Origin of the sequence: Yoonia sp., assembly GCF_014859355.1 — a bacterium.
Classification (GTDB): Bacteria; Pseudomonadota; Alphaproteobacteria; order Rhodobacterales; family Rhodobacteraceae; genus Yoonia.
The window spans coordinates 93,421-110,356 of record NZ_JACUUJ010000004.1 but is presented as its reverse complement, the minus strand read 5'-3'; the positions used below and the strand labels follow the sequence as shown (position 1 = coordinate 110,356).

The following is a 16,936-nucleotide window of genomic DNA, read 5'->3' as shown; positions in this document are numbered from 1 at the left end:
ACACCTGTGCAATCGTTGTTGTTGCGGCCATGGCCATCAGCGGGTTGAAATTGCGCGCGGCCATCCGGTAAGTCAGATTGCCATGCGGATCGGCCTGCAGCGCCCTGATCAGTGCGAAATCGGCCCGCAACCAGCGTTCCTGCACATAGGTGCGCCCGTCGAATGTGGCGACGGGTTTGCCCTGTGCCAGATCGGTGCCAACGCTGGTGGCGGGAAAAACCGGGCTGGATAGGGCCACGGCGCGGCGCTGCCTGCTGACACTGCACCAGGCGGGCTATGCCGATCATGACGGCAAGTTTTTCAGCCTGACATCGCGGGCGCTGCGGCTGGGAGTGGGGGCGCTGGCGGCCATGCCGCTGCCGCAGATCGTGCAGCCCTGGCTGGACCAACTGGCCGAACAGATCAACCAATCCTGTTCGGTATCCATTCTGGACGGGGCCGAAATTGTCTATGTCGCGCGCGCTGCACAGAAACGGGTGATGTCGATCGGGCTGATGCCCGGATCGCGGCTGCCGGCGCATTGCACCTCGATGGGGCGGGTGCTGCTGGCGGCACTGCCGCACGATCAGGCCCGCGCGATCATCGACGACTCGGACCTGTCGCCGCGCACCCCGCACACGCTGTCCGACCCGGACGAGATCATGGCCCGTCTGGCGCAAGTGCGCGCTGACGGGTATGCGCTGAACGATCAGGAAATCGAACTGGGGCTGCGTTCGCTGGCGGTGCCGTTGCACAATTCGCGCGGGCGCGTGGTGGCGGCGCTGAATACCGGCATGGCCGCCACCCATGAAGCAGCGACCGCCCTGCTGACCGCATATCTGTCGCCCCTGCAAAAAGTGCAGGCCGGGCTTAAGCGGATGCTTTAGCCGCATTTTTGGTTGATATGATCGCCCTAACCAACTTGTTCAGGTTGGCGGCGGCCAGGGTTCATCATCGCTCGGTTTTTGCACCTGGGGCGGGCGATCAGATCGGAGAAAAACAGCCGGATCATCTCGGATGCGACCACAAGATCAATCGCGTGCGGACGCTGCCGGATATCGACAGCCAAACCCCGGCAGGTCAACGCATTGGACCTGTCGCAGTTTGGTGACGCCCTATCAGCCACGTGCCGCGACGCGGTCTTGGTAACCTTGCAACTTTGCAAGCAACCCTTGCCCAACTGGCACACTGGCGCGGTTGCAATGCTCGGCCCAGATGGCAGCAAACGGCAAGTCGCGGGCTTCTTCAGTCAATATAAGACGGGTGGTGAAGTCGAGCGCGTTTTCTGCCGCTTTCAGCTTGTCCTGCGGCAACAGAAACGCGCGCAGCAATGCCTTTTGCATATTGCGCACGCCGATAACCCAGGCCGCTGTGCGGCTGATTGTGGCGTCAAAGAAATCCAACCCAATCCTTGTGCGTGGCAAGAGATCTGCAAAAACCAGTTCCTGTGCCATCGCTATAAGGTCATCATTCAACAAGATCACATGATCACTGTCCCACCGCACCGGGCGCGAGACGTGCAGTAGGATATCTTCGACCGACAGCGCCACGGATGACAGTTTATCGGCCACGCTTTCGGTCGGGTGAAAATGGCCCATGTCGAGGCAAAGCGCGGTGCCCTTGCGGATCGCATAGCCGAGGTAGAATTCGTGGCTGCCCACGGTCATCGATTCCACGCCGATGCCGAAGAGTTTTGACTCTACCGCGTCGATCAGTTCACTTTTCGGGAGCTTGTCGGCCATCATCGTGTCTAATGACGTTTCCAACCTGCGCCGTGCTGCCATCCGGTCGACCGGCGTATCCTTGGACCCGTCGGGCACCCAGATGTTGTTGACCGCAGCCGTCCCCAGTTCCCGGCCCATCTGTGCTGCAATCTCGCGGCAGCGCTTGCCATGTTCGATCCAGAAATCGCGGATGCCCGCATCGGGGTGCGAAAGGGTCAGGTTGTCGTCTGCTTTGGCGTGGGCAAAGAAGGTGGGGTTGAAATCAAGGCCCAAGCCTTTGTCTTTGGCCCAATCGACCCAAGGCGTGAAATGGTGGTATGCGATCTGGTCGCGGTCGGGGGATTCGTGCGTATCCAGATAACAGGCGTGCAGGTTCAGCCGGTGCTTGCCGGGGATCTGCGCAAAGGCGAAATCCAGATCGGCGCGCAATTCGTCAGGATTGCGCGCGCGTCCCGGATGGTTGCCAGTGGCCTGAATACCGCCACCAGAGGTGCCGGATCTTTTCTCGAAACCGCGCACATCGTCGCCTTGCCAGCAATGCACGGAAATCGGGATTGTGGACAGGGTGGCCAGCGCCGCATCCGTATCGACGCCCCAATCAGCGAATTGCGCGCGCGCAGAGTCGTAATCCTTACTCATCATCATCCCCTAGCGCGTGAACGCTTCTTTATTGCCGGCATCGACGTTCAGGATATTGCCAGTGGATTTCGCGGACAGGTCGGAGGCGAGGAAATAGACGCCTTCGGCGATATCCTCTGGCAGCACTGACCGTTTCAGCAAGGAGCGTTGGCGATACATTTCCTCCAGTCCGTCCTTGTCGGTCTGGTAGGTGCTGGCGCGCTGGTCGAGCCATTCACCAGACCAGATTTTCGACCCCCGTAGCACGGCATCGGGGTTGACGGTGTTGACGCGGATACCGGCCTCGGCCCCTTCCAGCGCCAGACAGCGGGCAAGGTGGATTTCGGCGGCCTTCGCCGTGCAATAGGCGCTGGCATTGGGGCTGGCGGCCAGACCGTTCTTGGAGGCGACAAAAACCACTGAACCGCCGATCCCTTGTGTGCGCAGCAGTTTGAACGCCTCGCGACTGACAAGGAAATAGCCGGTGGACAGGATATCCATGTTCTTGTTCCACAAAGCCAATGTGGTTTCTTCGACCGGCGCAGAGGATGCGATACCGGCGTTCGAGACCAGAATATCGATACCGCCAAATTCCAGTGCTGTGCGGGCATAGGCGGCGATGACCTGTGTTTCATCCGTGACATCCATCTCCACGGCGCGCACGACATCAGCGCCAAAGGTCTTGGCCATGCCTGCGGCCACATCCTGCACCGCCGCGCTGTCGATATCAGCCAGCATCACGCAAGCGCCTTCTTTCAAAAGCCGTTCGGCGGTGGCCGATCCGATGCCGCCCGCGCCGCCGGTGACAAGGGCGATGCGACCAGCCATGGATTTCGGCTTTGGCATCCTTTGCAGCTTGGCCTCTTCCAGCAGCCAATATTCGATGTCGAACGCTTCCTGTTCCGGCAGGCCCTGATAGGTGGAGACGGCAGAGGCTCCGCGCATCACGTTGATCGCGTTGACATAAAACTCGCCCGATATCCGTGCCGTCGCCTTGTCCAGCGCAAAGGTGATCATGCCGACGCCGGGGACCAGATAGACCACCGCGTTGGGGTCGCGCAGGGCAGGGCTGTTGTCATGTTTGCAGCGGTCGTAATAGGCTGCGTAATCGGCGCGGTAATCCCCAATCGCGGGGGCAAGGCTGGCCAGCGTTGCGGCGATATCCGGGTTTGCCGGATCAAAATCCACGACCAGCGGGCGAATTTTGGTGCGCAGGAAATGGTCCGGGCAGGAAGTGCCCATCGGGGCGAGCGTGTCCAACATTTCAGAGCCGACAAATTCCAGCACCGCAGCAGAATCATCGAAATGGCCAACCTTGTGCCGGTCGCCCGAGATCAGCCCGCGGATCACCGGCATTAGCTGTGCTGCAACTGCGCGGCGTTCGTCTGCGGGGAGGTCCGGGCGTTTGACGCCGCCAAAGGCGGGCTTGCCTGCGGATTGTTCCGCAAGCCAATCCGCCGCTGTGTTGATGATTTCGAGCGTGGTCAGATAACACTCCTTGGCGTCATCGGCCCAAGTGAACAGGCCATGGCTTTCCAGTACGGCACCGCGCATCTGTGGATTTTCGGTGGCCAGTTTTTCTAGCCAAAGACCCAATTCATAACCGGGCTTTTTCCACGGCAGCCAGCCTATATCATCGCCGAACACCTTTGCCGTCAGGTCACGCGAATTGACCGAGGCGGCGATGGCGATGATCGCATCTGAATGGACGTGATCCACATGTTTGCGTGGCACATAGGCATGCAGCGGCGTGTCGATGCTGGCCGCGCGCGGATTGAGGTTGAAGGTGCAATGCGGCAGGTAGCCGACCATTTCATCCTCGTGTTCCAGACCGCGATACATGCCTTTCAGGGCTTGCAGCTTGTCCATGTAAAGCGTGGAAAACCCGTCCATTTTGATGGATCCGATATCGCCGCCGGACCCTTTGACCCACAACACCTCGACCATATCACCGGTCAGCGGGTCGCGTTCCAGCACCTTGGCGCTGGTGTTGCCGCCGCCGTAATTGGTGACGCGCTTGTCAGAACCGAGCAGGTTGGAGCGGTAAAGCAGCTTTTCCGATTCGCTCATGCGGGCCGTCTGCGCGTCATCCCACAGATTTTTCAGATGGTTGTCGGCTGCTGTCATGGTGTCCTCCTTTGACCTATGTCAGGAAAATGCGCCGAGAAAATTGCGGAAGTCAATCAGCAACAATCAAATTCAATCATGCTGCGCTGCAGAAATGTTGATGATGACTGAAAATGATTGACAGTGATTGTTTTGAGTGGAAACTTACCACAGGAGGAAGCGATGCACGAAAGCGAACGCCACAGGATCATTCTGTCTTCAGTCGAAGGGCGGCCCGTTGTGACGGTAGCCGATCTTGTGACCCTGACAGGTGCCAGCGAAGCAACGATCCGCCGGGATATCGCGGCCATGCATCTGCAAAAGAAACTGCGCCGGGTGCGGGGCGGGGCTGAATCCATCTCTCCGCCGCAGTTCGTCAGCATCAATGCGCGGCCTTTCAGCGTGAATGAAACCATTCGGCTGGCCGAAAAGCGCGCAATTGCGCGGGCGGCTGTCGATCTTTGCAATGATGGTGAGGCGATCATCATCAATGGCGGGACCACGACATTCCAGATGGTCCATCCGCTGACCGCGCGCCGCTGTCAGGTTTTCACCAATAGCTTTCCGATTGCCGAACATCTGCTGAAGCATTCCAAGAACACGGTGCTGTTGCCCGCAGGCGCGATTTACCGCGAACAGAATATCATTCTGTCACCCTTTGACGAGGATGGCAGCCGCAATTTCTATGCCAGCCGCATGTTCATGGGCTGTCGTGGCCTTGGCGCGCTGGGCCTGATGGAAGGCGACCCGATGCTGGTGCAGGCCGAACAAAAGCTGATCAATCAGGCCGATGAACTGGTGGTTCTTGCCGATAGCACGAAATTTTCCGCCCGTTCCAGCCTGCTGCTGTGCGCGCTTTCGCGGATCCATACCGTCATCACCGACGAAGGGATCACCGACCGCGATGCCGCCATGCTGGATGCGGCGGATATCAAGCTGATCGTGGCCCGCACAGGAGCTGCTGACAGGACGAAGGACAGCGCAGGCGGTGCCTGAGCGACGTTAACTTTAGGGAGGAACGAAATGTCTATTATCAAGAAAACCCTCGCCACAGTGGCGATGAGCACGGTGATGCTGGCGCAACCCGCCTTGGCCGATGACATGCGCATCGCGCTGGTGGTCAAGGCGCTTGGCATCGGTTTTTTCGAAGCCGCTGCCAAAGGCGCCGAAGAAGCCGCCGCCGAACTTGGCGGAGTCGAGATTATTTATACCGGCCCCACCAGCACCACGGCCGAAGGCCAGATCGAGGTGATCAATGCGCTGATCGCACAAGGTGTCGATGCCATCGCGATTTCCGCCAATGACCCAGACGCCGTGGCGCCTGCGCTGCGCCGCGCGATGGATCGTGGTATCACAGTGATTTCATGGGACAGCGGTGTTGCTGCGGAAGGGCGGCAGATGCATCTGAACCCGTCCTCGCCCGAACTGATCGGCAATACGATCATCCGTCTGGCCGCTGACCATTTACCAGATGGTGGCGATGTGGCGATCCTGTCGGCGACATCGACATCCACCAACCAGAACATCTGGATCGAAGAAGCCACCAAAGCCCTGCCCGAATATCCGGGTATCAATCTAGTGGCGACGGTCTATGGCGACGATCTGGCCGATAAATCCTACCGCGAAGCACAGGGCCTGATGCAGACCTACCCCGATCTGCGCGCCATCATTGCGCCAACGACAGTGGGTATTCTGGCCGCATCGCAGGCTGTGACCGATGCGGGCAAGATCGGTGAAATCAATGTCACCGGGCTTGGCCTGCCATCGGAAATGGCGGGGGCCGTTGAATCGGGTGCCACGCTGAGCTTTGCGATCTGGAACCCGATTGATCTGGGCTATGCCGCGACGATGATTGCGCATGGTCTTGCCTCGGGCAATGCGACGGCGGAACCTGGCGCATCCATCCCGATGGGCCGGATCGGTGACGCCGTGCTGGACGACAACAACGAGGCCGCGATGTCGGACCCGTTCACCTATGACGCGTCCAACATCGACGAATTCAAGTCGATCTTTTGATCTTTCTTTCCCCCGGCGGGCCTGCCTGCCGGGGGTCACTTTTCCAAGGGCCAGTTTTATGAAACCGATCCTGTCACTGCGCGGCATTTCCAAGTCATTCCCGGGGGTCAAGGCGCTGCAAAACGTCCAGCTTGACCTTTACCCCGGACAGGTCACCGCGCTGATTGGCGAAAACGGTGCCGGTAAATCCACGACCGTCAAGGTGCTGACCGGCATCTACCAGCCCGAAAGCGGCGCGATCACACTGGATGGCCAAGACGTGCAATTTGCCAATGCGCAGGCTGCCACCGATGCCGGTGTGACCGCGATCCATCAGGAAACGGTGCTGTTTGACGAATTGTCCGTGGCTGAAAACATCTGGCTTGGGCATGCTCCGCGCAACCGGTTCGGGTTGATCGACAGGCGGGCGATGCGAAATGGCGCGCGGGATTTGCTGGCGGGGATCGGATCAACGCTCGACCCTGATCTGCGGTTGGGTGATCTGGGCATCGCGTCGAAACATCTGGTGGCTATCGCGCGGGCTTTGTCCACCGATGCGCGGGTTGTGGTGCTGGATGAACCGACTGCGGCATTGAGCCACAAGGAAATTCACGAACTTTACGATCTGGTTGAAACGCTCAAGACGCAGGGCAAGGCGATCCTGTTCATCAGCCATAAATTCGACGAGATTTTCCGCATCGCCGACCGTTACACCGTGTTTCGCGACGGGCAATTCGTCGGCGAGGGGCTGATGCACGAGATTGGCGAAACCGCCCTTGTCCGCATGATGGTGGGCCGTAGCGTCGACCAGATTTTCCCGACCCGCACATCCAAGATCGGCCCGCCGGTGCTGACGGTGGCGGGCTATGACCACCCCACCGAATTTGCCGACATCCGATTTACCCTGCATGAGGGCGAGATTTTGGGATTTTATGGCCTTGTTGGCGCAGGCCGGTCCGAGGTGATGCAGGCTCTGTTCGGCATCACCACCCCGTCCAAAGGGGCAGTGCGCATCGACGACAAGGTCCGCGTGATCCGGTCCACCCATGATGCGATTGCTGCTGGCATCGTTTATGTGCCCGAAGATCGCGGGCGGCAGGGGGCGATTCGGGGCCTGCCGATTTTCCAGAACATCACCTTGCCGTCGCTGGCGCGTGTCGGGCGCAACGGTTTTTTGCGCATGGCCGAGGAATTCAAGCTGGCACGCGATTATACCCAGCGGCTCGACCTGCGCGCCGCCAGTCTAGATCAGGAACTGGGGCTGTTGTCAGGCGGCAACCAGCAAAAGGTGGTCATCGCCAAATGGCTGGCCACAAAACCGCGCGTGATCATTCTGGATGAACCGACCAAGGGCATTGATATCGGGTCCAAGGCGGCGGTGCATGAATTCATGGCCGAGCTTGCCGCCGAAGGGTTGGCGGTGATCATGGTCAGTTCCGAAATTCCCGAAGTGCTGGGCATGTCCGACCGTGTGATCGTGATGCGCGAAGGCCGGATCGTGGATGAAGTCACAGGCGATGCGATGACCCCCGAACGGTTGGTCCGCGCTGCCGCAGGCATAGCAGAGGCTGCATGAATATTCTCAAAAACCGCGATGTCTTGCTGGCTTTCGCCATCGTGCTGCTGATTGGCGGGGTGGCTGCGCGTTTCCCCGCCTTTGTGCGGCCCGGCAATCTGGTGAATGTGTTCAACGACACCTCGCCACTGATCCTGCTGGCGATTGGCCAGATGATCGTGATCCTGACCAAATGCATTGATCTGTCCGTCGCGGCGAACCTCGCGCTTTGCGGCATGGCGGCGGCGCTGCTGAATGGCATGGGCGTGCCGCTGCCGCTGATCCTGATCGCCGTGGTGCTGATGGGCGGTGCCTTGGGCGCGGTCAACGGGTTGCTGGTGTGGAAACTGGGTATCCCTGCTATCGTGGTTACATTGGGCACCATGACGATTTATCGCGGCACGATCTTTCTGATGACCGGCGGTGCATGGGTTAACGCGCATCAGATGAGCGCCGCGTTCAAGGCCCTGCCACGCACTGTGCTGCTGGGCCTGCCGGTGATGAGTTGGATCGCGCTTGCGGTTATCGCGCTATTCTTCGTGATCCTGACGCGCACGCCTTTGGGCCGGTCATTTTATGCCGTGGGCGGCAATCCACATGCGGCGGTTTATACCGGCATTGATGTCGGGCGGACGCAATGCATTGCCTTTGTCATCTCTGGTGCTTTGGCGGGGCTGACGGGTTATCTTTGGGTTGCGCGCTATGCTGTCGCCTATGTCGATGTGGCCGCCGGGTTTGAATTGCAGGTCGTCGCCGCCTGCGTGATCGGCGGAATTGCAATCGCGGGCGGCGCGGGCAGCGTGATCGGCGCGGTGCTGGGGGCGCTGTTTCTGGGCGTGATCAATAACGCGCTGCCGGTGATTGGCATTTCGCCCTTCTGGCAAATGGCGATTTCCGGCAGCGCCATCGTGATTGCCGTCGCCCTGAATGCCACCCAGAACCGCCCCAAAGGCCGCATCATCCTCAAAGAGGTAGAGCCCGCATGACCCAACAAACACACACCGCCCGCGCGATCCCTGACCGGCTGCAATCGCCTGCTGCGCGGGCGTTGCGATCCTGGGAATCCATCCTTGTCGCGGTGGCGATTGCTATCTTTGTCACCAATTCCTTTACCTCGCCCTATTTCCTGAATGCGTGGAACCTGTCGGACGCGACTTTCAACTTTACCGAAAAGGCAATGATCGCGCTGGCCATGGCGTTGCTGATTATCTCGGGCGAGATTGATCTTTCGGTCGCGTCGATCATTGCGCTGGCATCGACCGCGATGGGGCTGGCAATGCAGGCGGGTGCCGACGTGCCGATTCTGGTTCTGGTCGGCATCGGCGCGGGGCTTTTATGTGGTGCGTTCAATGGTTTTCTTGTGGCAGGACTGGGGTTGCCATCCATCGTTGTGACCATCGGCACCATGAGCCTGTTTCGCGGCATTGCCTATATCGTGCTGGGGGATCGTGCGTTCACGGGCTATCCGCCCGGTTTTGCCTATTTCGGGCAGGGTTATGTCTGGTGGGTCTTCAGCTTTGAACTTGTGCTGTTCACGGTGCTGGCGGTAATTTATTGGGCACTGCTGCATCGCAGCAGCTTTGGCCGTGCGGTTTATGCCATTGGCAACAATGCCACGGCAGCGCAGTTTTCGGGCATCCGCGTGGCGCGGGTGAAATTCATCCTGTTTCTGCTGACCGGTTTGATGTCGGGCATCGCGGCGGTCTGCCTGACATCGCGGCTGGGGTCGACACGGCCGTCCATCGCGACGGGGTTCGAGCTGGAGGTGGTGACGATGGTCGTGCTTGGCGGGGTCAATATCCTTGGCGGGTCGGGCAGTATTCCGGGTATCGTGCTGGCCGCGCTGATCATCGGCATGGTGACATTCGGCTTTGGCCTGCTGAACGTGCCGGGGATCGTGATGAGCATTTTCTTGGGTGCTCTGCTGATCAGTGTCATCGCCCTGCCACGGCTGTTTGGGAAAAGGTGAATGGAAAAATACGCATTCAAAATGCAGCTTAATCCGGGAATGGAAGCCGAATATAAACGCCGCCATGATGAGATCTGGCCCGAACTGGTCGATCTGTTGCGCGCCGCAGGTGTCAGCGATTATTCGATCCATCTGGACCCGGATACGCATATTCTGTTCGGCGTGCTGTGGCGGCAGGATGATCACGGGATGGATGCGCTGCCGGATCATCCGGTGATGCAGCGCTGGTGGGCGCATATGGCTGATGTCATGCAAACAGGGCTGGATAATGCGCCAGTTGCCACGCCGCTGGTTCCCGTGTTTCAAATGCCATGAGGAAAATCGCGGTTATTGATGTGGGCAAAACCAACGCCAAGCTGGCGCTGGTCGAAGAAGGGTCGCTGCGTGAAATCGCTGTGGTCACGCGACCCAATAAGGTGTTGCCCGCTCCACCATGGCCGCATTTCGATCTGGACGGACATTGGGATTTCTTTCTGCATCATCTGGCGGCGTTTCAGGCGACATGGGGCGTGGATGCAATATCGGTGACCACCCATGGGGCGGCGGCCGTGTTGCTGGACAAGGCGGGTGGGCTCGCCGCCCCGATGCTGGATTATGAAGACAGCGGTCCTGATGATCTGGCGGCCGAGTATGATGCTTTGCGGCCTGATTTCACCCTTACCGGATCGCCGCGTTTGCCCGGGGGGCTGAACCTTGGCGCACAGTTGCACTGGATGCTGGCGGTGGACCCCGATCTGCGCGAGCGGACAGCGCATGTTTTGACCTATCCGCAATATTGGGGCTACCGGCTGACCGGGCAGATGGCCTGTGATGTGTCGTCACTGGGCTGCCATACCGATCTGTGGAACCCATGGACCGGGCAGTTTTCGCCACTGGTCGAACGGCTTGGGCTGACGGGCAAGCTGGCTGCACCCCGCAGGCCGGATGAAGAATTGGGGCATCTGTTGCCTGTCATTGCAGATGCGACTGGCCTGTCACCGCAGATTTCGGTCAGTGTCGGGGTACACGATTCCAACGCCTCGCTTTATCCTTATCTTGCGGGGCGGATGCCGCCTTTTGCGGTGGTTTCGACCGGCACTTGGGTCGTATGCTTGACAGTCGGTGGCGATGCGGTCGCACCCGATTGCACCCGTGATGTGCTTGTCAATGTGAACGCCTTTGGCGATCCCGTGCTATCGGCGCGGTTCATGGGCGGGCGCGAATATGATCTCATCCGGCAAGGCGATGCGCTGCCCGCGTTTCAAGACCGCAACGCTGTGCTGGATGCGCAGATTATGCTGCTGCCTGCCGTCGTGTCAGAATCTGGACCGTTCCAAGGGCGTCGTATGCGCTGGACGGGCAAGCCAAGCAACGCGGGCGAAAATGCTGTTGCGCTGGCATATTATCTGGCGCTGATGACGCGGACCTGTCTGGATCTTGCCGGCGCGCGCGGACCGGTAATTGTCGAGGGGCCATTCGCCCGCAATGCGGACTATCTGGCAATGCTGGCTGCCGTTTCGCCTGACGGGGTGGAGACGGCGGCTTCAGCTACCGGCACCTCGGCGGGGGCGGCTTTGCTGGTGGTGGCGTCAGCAGCAAAACCCGCCACGCAGGACGTGCAGCTGCCCGACAATGCGGTGGCGCTCCGCGCCTATGCGCGGGACTGGGCTAGGGCCATTTAGAATTTCACCTCGGACTTGACATCGGTTACGATTTGTCCGGCGAGGTCTAGGGGCAAATTCGGTAAGAGGCCGTGTTTTTTCAGCAGCTTCTGGTAATAATATGAACAATATTGGCTTCCACGGTCCGTATGGTGGATACAGCCCTTCGGTGATTGGCGCAGATTGATCGCCATCTTCAAATCGTGAATTGCCAGATCCTTCTTCAACCTGTTGCTGACGGCCCAGCCGACGACGCGCCGTGAATACAGATCAATGATGACAACCAGATACAGCCAGCCCTCCTGGGTCCAAATATAACTGATGTCACCTGCCCATTTCTGGTTCGGGCCGGTTGTCGTGGAATCCTCAGCCAGCAGGCTCGGAACAACAATGATGTTGGGCAGATGATGGGGGCTTATGGTCCGGGGGTCGGCAATGCGGTCTCTAAGGATGTCAAGCTGGTGCGAAAGCTTGTTGAATCCGGTATCACCATCGACGTTGAACGCCTGCGCGATCCGGCGGAAAGCCTGAAAAGACTCCTCAGATCTTAAACGACAGCCTGAGCAAAAGAGGACGACCATGACACAATATCACAAACGGCTGACTGTCGCAGAAATTCGCGCGCTAAAGGGCAAGCGGCAATTGACCATGCACTACGTTGACAAACCCGAAGAAGCGGCCGCCGCGGCCGCTGCGGGGATTGATGATGCTGTCGATCATTGGCCCGCTGTGGAACGATGACATGCGCGCCGCCGCTGGCGACTTTCCTGCCAGCCCCGGCGGGTATGCGTCTGAAAGACTGGGATGAACGGCGGTTTAGGATGACCGGTTTCGCGCAATCATAGGTGGAATCAATACCCCCAGAACCAACAGCCGAAACACATGATGTGCTGCGACAAACGCCGGCTCTAGCCCGGTTTCGACGGCCAGAGCCGCCATAACCTCTACCCCGCCGGGCGCAAACGCAAGCAGCAATACCGCAGAAGGCAATCCAACGAGCCTTGCGGCAATCATTGCGCCCAAGGCGGCAAAAACGCAGGCAATCAAGGTCATCACGATACCGGCGAAAAGGGCACCGGCAAGCTGACCCCGGTCAAAGCCACGAAACCGCGTGCCGATCAGCGACCCCATGCAGATGAAAGCGATAACCGTCAACCAAGGCGGGATTGTTCCCGGTGTCAGGTTTGCACCATGGGCAATCGCCGATACCGTCATCGCCCCGATCAGCAGCGGCGCGGGCACGGCAAGCCGTTTGAGCAGCAGGCCCGCTGCGATCGCCAGCGAAAAGGTCAGCGCCAGCGCAATTGGGGATATTGGGCCGCTTTGTGCAACCTGTGCTGTCCCCTTTACCCCCCAAAGCGAAATCAGAACCGGCACAAGCAATGTCAGCATCAAGACGCGCACGGTCTGCACCAGTGCCACCCGCCGCACATCTGCGGCAACTTCTGTTGACATGCTCAGCACGTAGCTCAGATGGCCCGGTGTCGCCGACAAAAGGGCGGTCATTCGGTCATAGGCGAAACCCCTCATCAGGGTCGTTTGGGCGACGATGAGGGTGGCAAACAAGGTCACGGTCAGAACAAGAAGTGAAAGAGGCCACGCAAGCGCGGTTGCGATCACCTCGGGCGTAACGGTGCTGCCGATTGTGCTGCCGATCACAACAAATACCGCATCGCGCAAGCCTACTGGAATAGCCGTTGGCACACCTAGAATGGTTGCCAGTGAAACGGCAGCAGCCGGTCCGGTCAGCACCGCCGCCGGAAAACCGATCAACCAGAACAGAAAGGCACCGGCAACACCGATCCCCAGCGTTGGCAGGGCTTCCTTCCAGTCCGTATCAATCACCATCATAGGTCCAGCGATAAGAAGGCGGGGTGGGCCCCTTGTTCCGCCCGCCCTGCTGCATCTGTTCCCACGAATGGGCCAACAGCCCTACCGAACGCGACAGGCAGAAGAAACCGCGCGCAAGCGGTGGCGGGCAGCCCAGTTCGGCATAGATCACCGCCGTTGCACCGTCGATATTCATCGGCACGGGTTTACCGCGTTCATCCGCAAGTTGCGTCTGGATGGCCCGACCGATGTTGGCAAAAGCGCCCGAAACCGCGCCGGTTGCCGCTGCATCATCCACCAGCGCCAATAACCGCGGCGCGCGCGGATCGACAGGTTTGTGAAAACGGTGCCCAAACCCTGGCAGATAGCGCCCATGCGCTGCCCGCCACCGGTCAAGCGTGTCACCCAAGGCATCCGGCCCGGCCGCGTGGATTGCATGGTAAAGGCTTGCTGCCTGTTCGCCTGCGCCCCCGTGCACGTCACCCAACATGTTCAGCCCTGTCGCCATGGCCGATTGCAGCCCGATGCCGCAGGTTGCCGCCATACGCGCCGCTGCAATGGACGGGGCTTGCGGGCCATGGTCCACGGCCGCGACCAATGCCGCCTCGAACAGCGCCGCGCGCGGGCCTTCGATCGTTTCACCCGTCACCAAAAGCCAGATCATCTGGGCAAAGCCGGTCGTTCCGATCAGATCCTGAACGGGGCGGCCGCGCAGGTGGATGCGGCCCGGTTCCATGTCGATGATCTTTGTCCGCCACCAGTCGGATACATCGCTGCCATCGTTCAAATCACGCCCTCCGCCCGTAGTTGTCCAATTTCTTCGGACGTATATCCCAGATCGTGCAGTATCTTTGTGCTATCAGCCCCCAATTCCGGCGGCGGTGTGGTAACCGCAGGGCGTTCACCGTTGAACATCGCACCAATGCGCGCCACGTCAATCGCGCGGTTGACGCCCGGCACATTTTCAAACCGCCCAAGCAATGCGCGGTCGATCACCTGTGGATGTGCAAGGATATCCGGCACACCAATCACCGCCCCGGCAGGCACACCAATGGCATTCAGCTCTTCTGCCCAGTCTTCGGCATTCCGCGTTGTCAGGACAGTTTCCAGTTCAGCCCTCAGCCTTAGGCGGTTGCGCTTGCGGTCTTCGCGGGTGGCAAAGGCGGGGGTATCCAGCAGATCCGTGCGTCCCAGGTGACGGGCAAGGGCCTGCCATTGTTCATCTTTGTTAGCCGCGATATTCAATAGCCCATCAGCGCATTGAAACGCACCCGAAGGCGCAGATGTCGGGTTTTCGTTGCCATGCGGCACAGGCACGACGCCACCGATCAGATAATTTGACACAACCCAGCCCATTGTGACCAATACGCTGTCAAGCATGGATACGTCGATGACGCAGCCGCGGGGCCTGCCATGCAGGGCGGCAAGGATTGCCATCGCCGCTGTCAAGCCGCCCACGGTATCGGCTAGCGGATAACCCACGCGCATTGGCGCGCTTTGCGCATCGCCCGTGATGGACATGACGCCAGATGCGCCTTGTATGATCTGGTCATATGCAGGGCGATCCGCCCAGGGGCCGTTTTGCCCAAAGCCCGAGATGGCACAGTAGATCAACTGGGGGTTTTCAGCCTTCAGGGTCGGGTACCCAAGGCCCAGCCGGTCCATCACCCCGGGGCGAAAATTTTCGACCAATATGTCGGATGTCGCGGCAAGGCGTTTCAGCACCGTCTTGCCGCGCGGTTCCTTGAGGTTCAGCGTCAGCGACCTCTTGCCCGCGTTCTGGGCCAGAAAACTGATCCCCATGCCGCAGGCCGACAGATCAGGATCGGCGCCAAGGCTGCGGGCCAGATCACCCCGGCCCGGTGTCTCGACCTTGATGACCTCGGCCCCTAGATGCGCCAATTGGTGGCAGGTAAAAGGGCCAGCCAGCACATTGGTCAGGTCCAGCACACGAACCCCGCGCAACGGCTGCTGCGCGGGGCAAGTCTCAGTCGCCATCAGCAACCCCTTCGGCGCGTCTGCGGGCACGATATGCCCGCCAGCTAGGCAATAGCACCAACAGCACCGCCAGCACCAAAAGCGCAAGCGTCATCGGCCGTTCCAGAATGAAACTGGGACCACGATACAACTGCATGGCGCGGGCGAAATTGTTTTCCATCATGGTGCCAAGGATGAAACCGATCAGCAGCGGTGCCAGCGGATAATCAGCAAAGCGCAAGATCGTTGCTATCACACCAAACCCCACAAGGATCAGCAGTTCGGTCGCGTTATTTTGCCCCAGATAGCTGCCCATCAGTGTGAAAAACAGGATGAACGGGATCAGAAAGCTGCGCGGAATTGTAAGAATACGCGCAATATACGGAATCAGCGGCAGATTCAGGACCAAAAGCACAAGATTGCCGATATACATTGAAATAATCACGGCCCAAAAAACTTCGGGCGTATCGACCATCAGGCGCGGCCCCGGTGTGACGTTCAGTGCCAAAAGCGCGCCCAGCAAGATCGCCGTGGTGCCAGACCCGGGGATGCCAAGCGTCAGCAACGGAACGAAAGACCCTGTGCAAGCTGCGTTGTTCGCGGATTCCGGTGCGGCAAGCCCCTTGACAGAGCCTTTCCCGAATTCCGCTTGCTCTGCGCCTTTGGCAATATTGCGTTCCACCGCGTAGCCAAGAAATGACGCGATTGTCGCGCCTGCCCCCGGCAAAACCCCGATGAAAAAGCCCTGCACGGACTGCCTGCCGATGACCGGTGTGATGCTGCGCGCCTCGGCCCGAGTGATCCGCATTCCGGTAATCTTGCCGCTGCTGCCACTGCCGGTTGCGGCCCGTGCCGGGTTCATCACCAGAAACAACGCTTCGGGCAGGGCAAACATTGCCATTGCCAGCGTGATGAAGGAAAAGCCCGATTGCAGTTCCATCAGCCCGAACGTAAAGCGCGGCGTGTTTGACAGCGCACCTTCACCAAAGGTGCCCAGGATCAGGCCCAGGATCGTCATCATCGCTGCCTTGGCGACCTGCCCGGTGCCGGAAAAGGCAGCGATCGCCGAAAGCCCCACAACCATCAGCGCAAAATATTCCGCCGAATGGAACAGTAGCGCCACCGAGGATAGCGCGGGGGCAAAGATCATCAACAGGATCGCGCCGATGGTGCCACCCGCAAAACTGGCGATGGCAGCAATGGTCAGCGCCTTGCCGGCCTGCCCTTTTCGCGCCATCGGATAGCCGTCGAAACTGGTGGCGACCGTGCCCGCGACCCCCGGCGCATTCAACAGGATCGACGATGTGGAGCCACCAAAGATCGCCCCGTAATAAACCCCCGACAACAGGATCAGCGCCGCCGTCGGATCACCGATGCCGATGGCCACAGGGATCATGATTGCAATGATCGACATTGGCCCCAAGCCGGGCAACATACCAATAAAAGTGCCGATCACACAGCCCATGACCACCATTATCAGATTGAATGGCGTAATGGCCGCAGATAGTCCGATCAAAAGACCTTCGAGCATTTTCTTGCCCTC

General features: G+C 59.6%; 15 protein-coding genes and 2 pseudogenes. 9 read left to right on the top strand and 8 right to left on the bottom strand.

What is annotated here, in order from left to right:
* Positions 1-208 (bottom strand): annotated as a pseudogene (locus tag IBX59_RS03235) (CoA-transferase); the annotation flags it as partial.
* Between IBX59_RS03235 and IBX59_RS03230 the strand changes: the two are divergent.
* Positions 207-866, top strand: coding sequence for an IclR family transcriptional regulator C-terminal domain-containing protein (locus IBX59_RS03230; protein ID WP_296372347.1), 660 nt, complete (start codon positions 207-209; stop codon positions 864-866). The pseudogene IBX59_RS03235 and the gene IBX59_RS03230 overlap by 2 nt on opposite strands.
* A 231-nt stretch (positions 867-1,097) precedes the next feature.
* Here IBX59_RS03230 and IBX59_RS03225 read toward each other — a convergent pair whose 3' ends face one another.
* Together IBX59_RS03225 and IBX59_RS03220 are read right to left on the bottom strand one after the other, a co-directional pair.
* Entirely contained in the window at positions 1,098-2,342 is a 1,245-nt protein-coding gene (locus tag IBX59_RS03225; protein WP_296372345.1) for an L-rhamnose isomerase, read from the bottom strand.
* A gap of 9 nt (positions 2,343-2,351) precedes the next feature.
* Complete coding sequence (locus IBX59_RS03220) at positions 2,352-4,448, bottom strand: bifunctional rhamnulose-1-phosphate aldolase/short-chain dehydrogenase (RefSeq protein WP_296372344.1); 2,097 nt, start codon at positions 4,446-4,448, stop codon at positions 2,352-2,354.
* A 162-nt stretch (positions 4,449-4,610) separates the two neighbouring features.
* Here IBX59_RS03220 and IBX59_RS03215 point away from each other — a divergent pair, with 162 nt between their 5' ends.
* From IBX59_RS03215 to IBX59_RS03185, 7 genes are read left to right on the top strand one after another with little or no spacing between them, the layout of a single operon-like run.
* Positions 4,611-5,423 carry a DeoR/GlpR family DNA-binding transcription regulator gene (locus IBX59_RS03215; RefSeq protein ID WP_296372342.1) on the top strand — a complete coding sequence of 271 codons (813 nt, stop codon included), beginning with the start codon at positions 4,611-4,613 and terminating at the stop codon, positions 5,421-5,423.
* Between the two features lie 27 nt (positions 5,424-5,450).
* Positions 5,451-6,443, top strand: a complete 993-nt coding sequence (gene rhaS, locus IBX59_RS03210; RefSeq protein ID WP_296372340.1) for a rhamnose ABC transporter substrate-binding protein — start codon at positions 5,451-5,453, stop codon at positions 6,441-6,443.
* A 58-nt stretch (positions 6,444-6,501) separates the two neighbouring features.
* Positions 6,502-7,998 (top strand): sugar ABC transporter ATP-binding protein, encoded by a 1,497-nt coding sequence (locus tag IBX59_RS03205; RefSeq protein WP_296372339.1) that lies wholly within the window; start codon positions 6,502-6,504, stop codon positions 7,996-7,998.
* Positions 7,995-8,963 carry an ABC transporter permease gene (locus tag IBX59_RS03200; RefSeq protein ID WP_296372337.1) on the top strand — a complete coding sequence of 323 codons (969 nt, stop codon included), beginning with the start codon at positions 7,995-7,997 and terminating at the stop codon, positions 8,961-8,963. Before IBX59_RS03205 ends, IBX59_RS03200 begins: the two co-directional genes overlap by 4 nt.
* Positions 8,960-9,946 carry an ABC transporter permease gene (locus tag IBX59_RS03195; protein WP_296372335.1) on the top strand — a complete coding sequence of 329 codons (987 nt, stop codon included), beginning with the start codon at positions 8,960-8,962 and terminating at the stop codon, positions 9,944-9,946. Before IBX59_RS03200 ends, IBX59_RS03195 begins: the two co-directional genes overlap by 4 nt.
* Positions 9,947-10,261 (top strand): L-rhamnose mutarotase, encoded by a 315-nt coding sequence (gene rhaM / locus IBX59_RS03190; RefSeq protein ID WP_296372333.1) that lies wholly within the window; start codon positions 9,947-9,949, stop codon positions 10,259-10,261.
* Positions 10,258-11,607 carry an FGGY-family carbohydrate kinase gene (locus IBX59_RS03185; protein ID WP_296372331.1) on the top strand — a complete coding sequence of 450 codons (1,350 nt, stop codon included), beginning with the start codon at positions 10,258-10,260 and terminating at the stop codon, positions 11,605-11,607. Before rhaM ends, IBX59_RS03185 begins: the two co-directional genes overlap by 4 nt.
* 68 nt (positions 11,608-11,675) lie before the next feature.
* Here the strand turns inward: IBX59_RS03185 and IBX59_RS03180 are convergent.
* A pseudogene (locus IBX59_RS03180) lies at positions 11,676-11,933 on the bottom strand (DDE-type integrase/transposase/recombinase); the annotation flags it as partial.
* A 232-nt stretch (positions 11,934-12,165) separates the two neighbouring features.
* On the opposite strand from IBX59_RS03180, the gene IBX59_RS03175 reads away from it, so the two are divergent.
* A complete protein-coding gene (locus tag IBX59_RS03175) occupies positions 12,166-12,327 on the top strand; it encodes a hypothetical protein (protein WP_296372329.1) in 162 nt (53 codons plus the stop codon).
* A 75-nt stretch (positions 12,328-12,402) separates the two neighbouring features.
* Here IBX59_RS03175 and IBX59_RS03170 read toward each other — a convergent pair whose 3' ends face one another.
* Genes IBX59_RS03170 through IBX59_RS03155 form a run of 4 tightly spaced genes read right to left on the bottom strand, consistent with a single transcriptional unit; the run spans position 12,403 to position 16,924 of the window.
* On the bottom strand, positions 12,403-13,434 hold the full coding sequence (locus IBX59_RS03170) for an AbrB family transcriptional regulator (RefSeq protein ID WP_296372327.1): 1,032 nt from the start codon (positions 13,432-13,434) through the stop codon (positions 12,403-12,405).
* Entirely contained in the window at positions 13,424-14,203 is a 780-nt protein-coding gene (locus tag IBX59_RS03165; protein ID WP_296372325.1) for a citryl-CoA lyase, read from the bottom strand. Before IBX59_RS03165 ends, IBX59_RS03170 begins: the two co-directional genes overlap by 11 nt.
* Complete coding sequence (locus IBX59_RS03160) at positions 14,200-15,414, bottom strand: CoA transferase (RefSeq protein WP_296372323.1); 1,215 nt, start codon at positions 15,412-15,414, stop codon at positions 14,200-14,202. The genes IBX59_RS03165 and IBX59_RS03160 overlap by 4 nt, the downstream gene beginning before the upstream one ends.
* Positions 15,404-16,924 carry a tripartite tricarboxylate transporter permease gene (locus tag IBX59_RS03155; protein WP_296372321.1) on the bottom strand — a complete coding sequence of 507 codons (1,521 nt, stop codon included), beginning with the start codon at positions 16,922-16,924 and terminating at the stop codon, positions 15,404-15,406. The genes IBX59_RS03160 and IBX59_RS03155 overlap by 11 nt, the downstream gene beginning before the upstream one ends.
* Between the last annotated feature and the right edge of the window lie 12 nt (positions 16,925-16,936).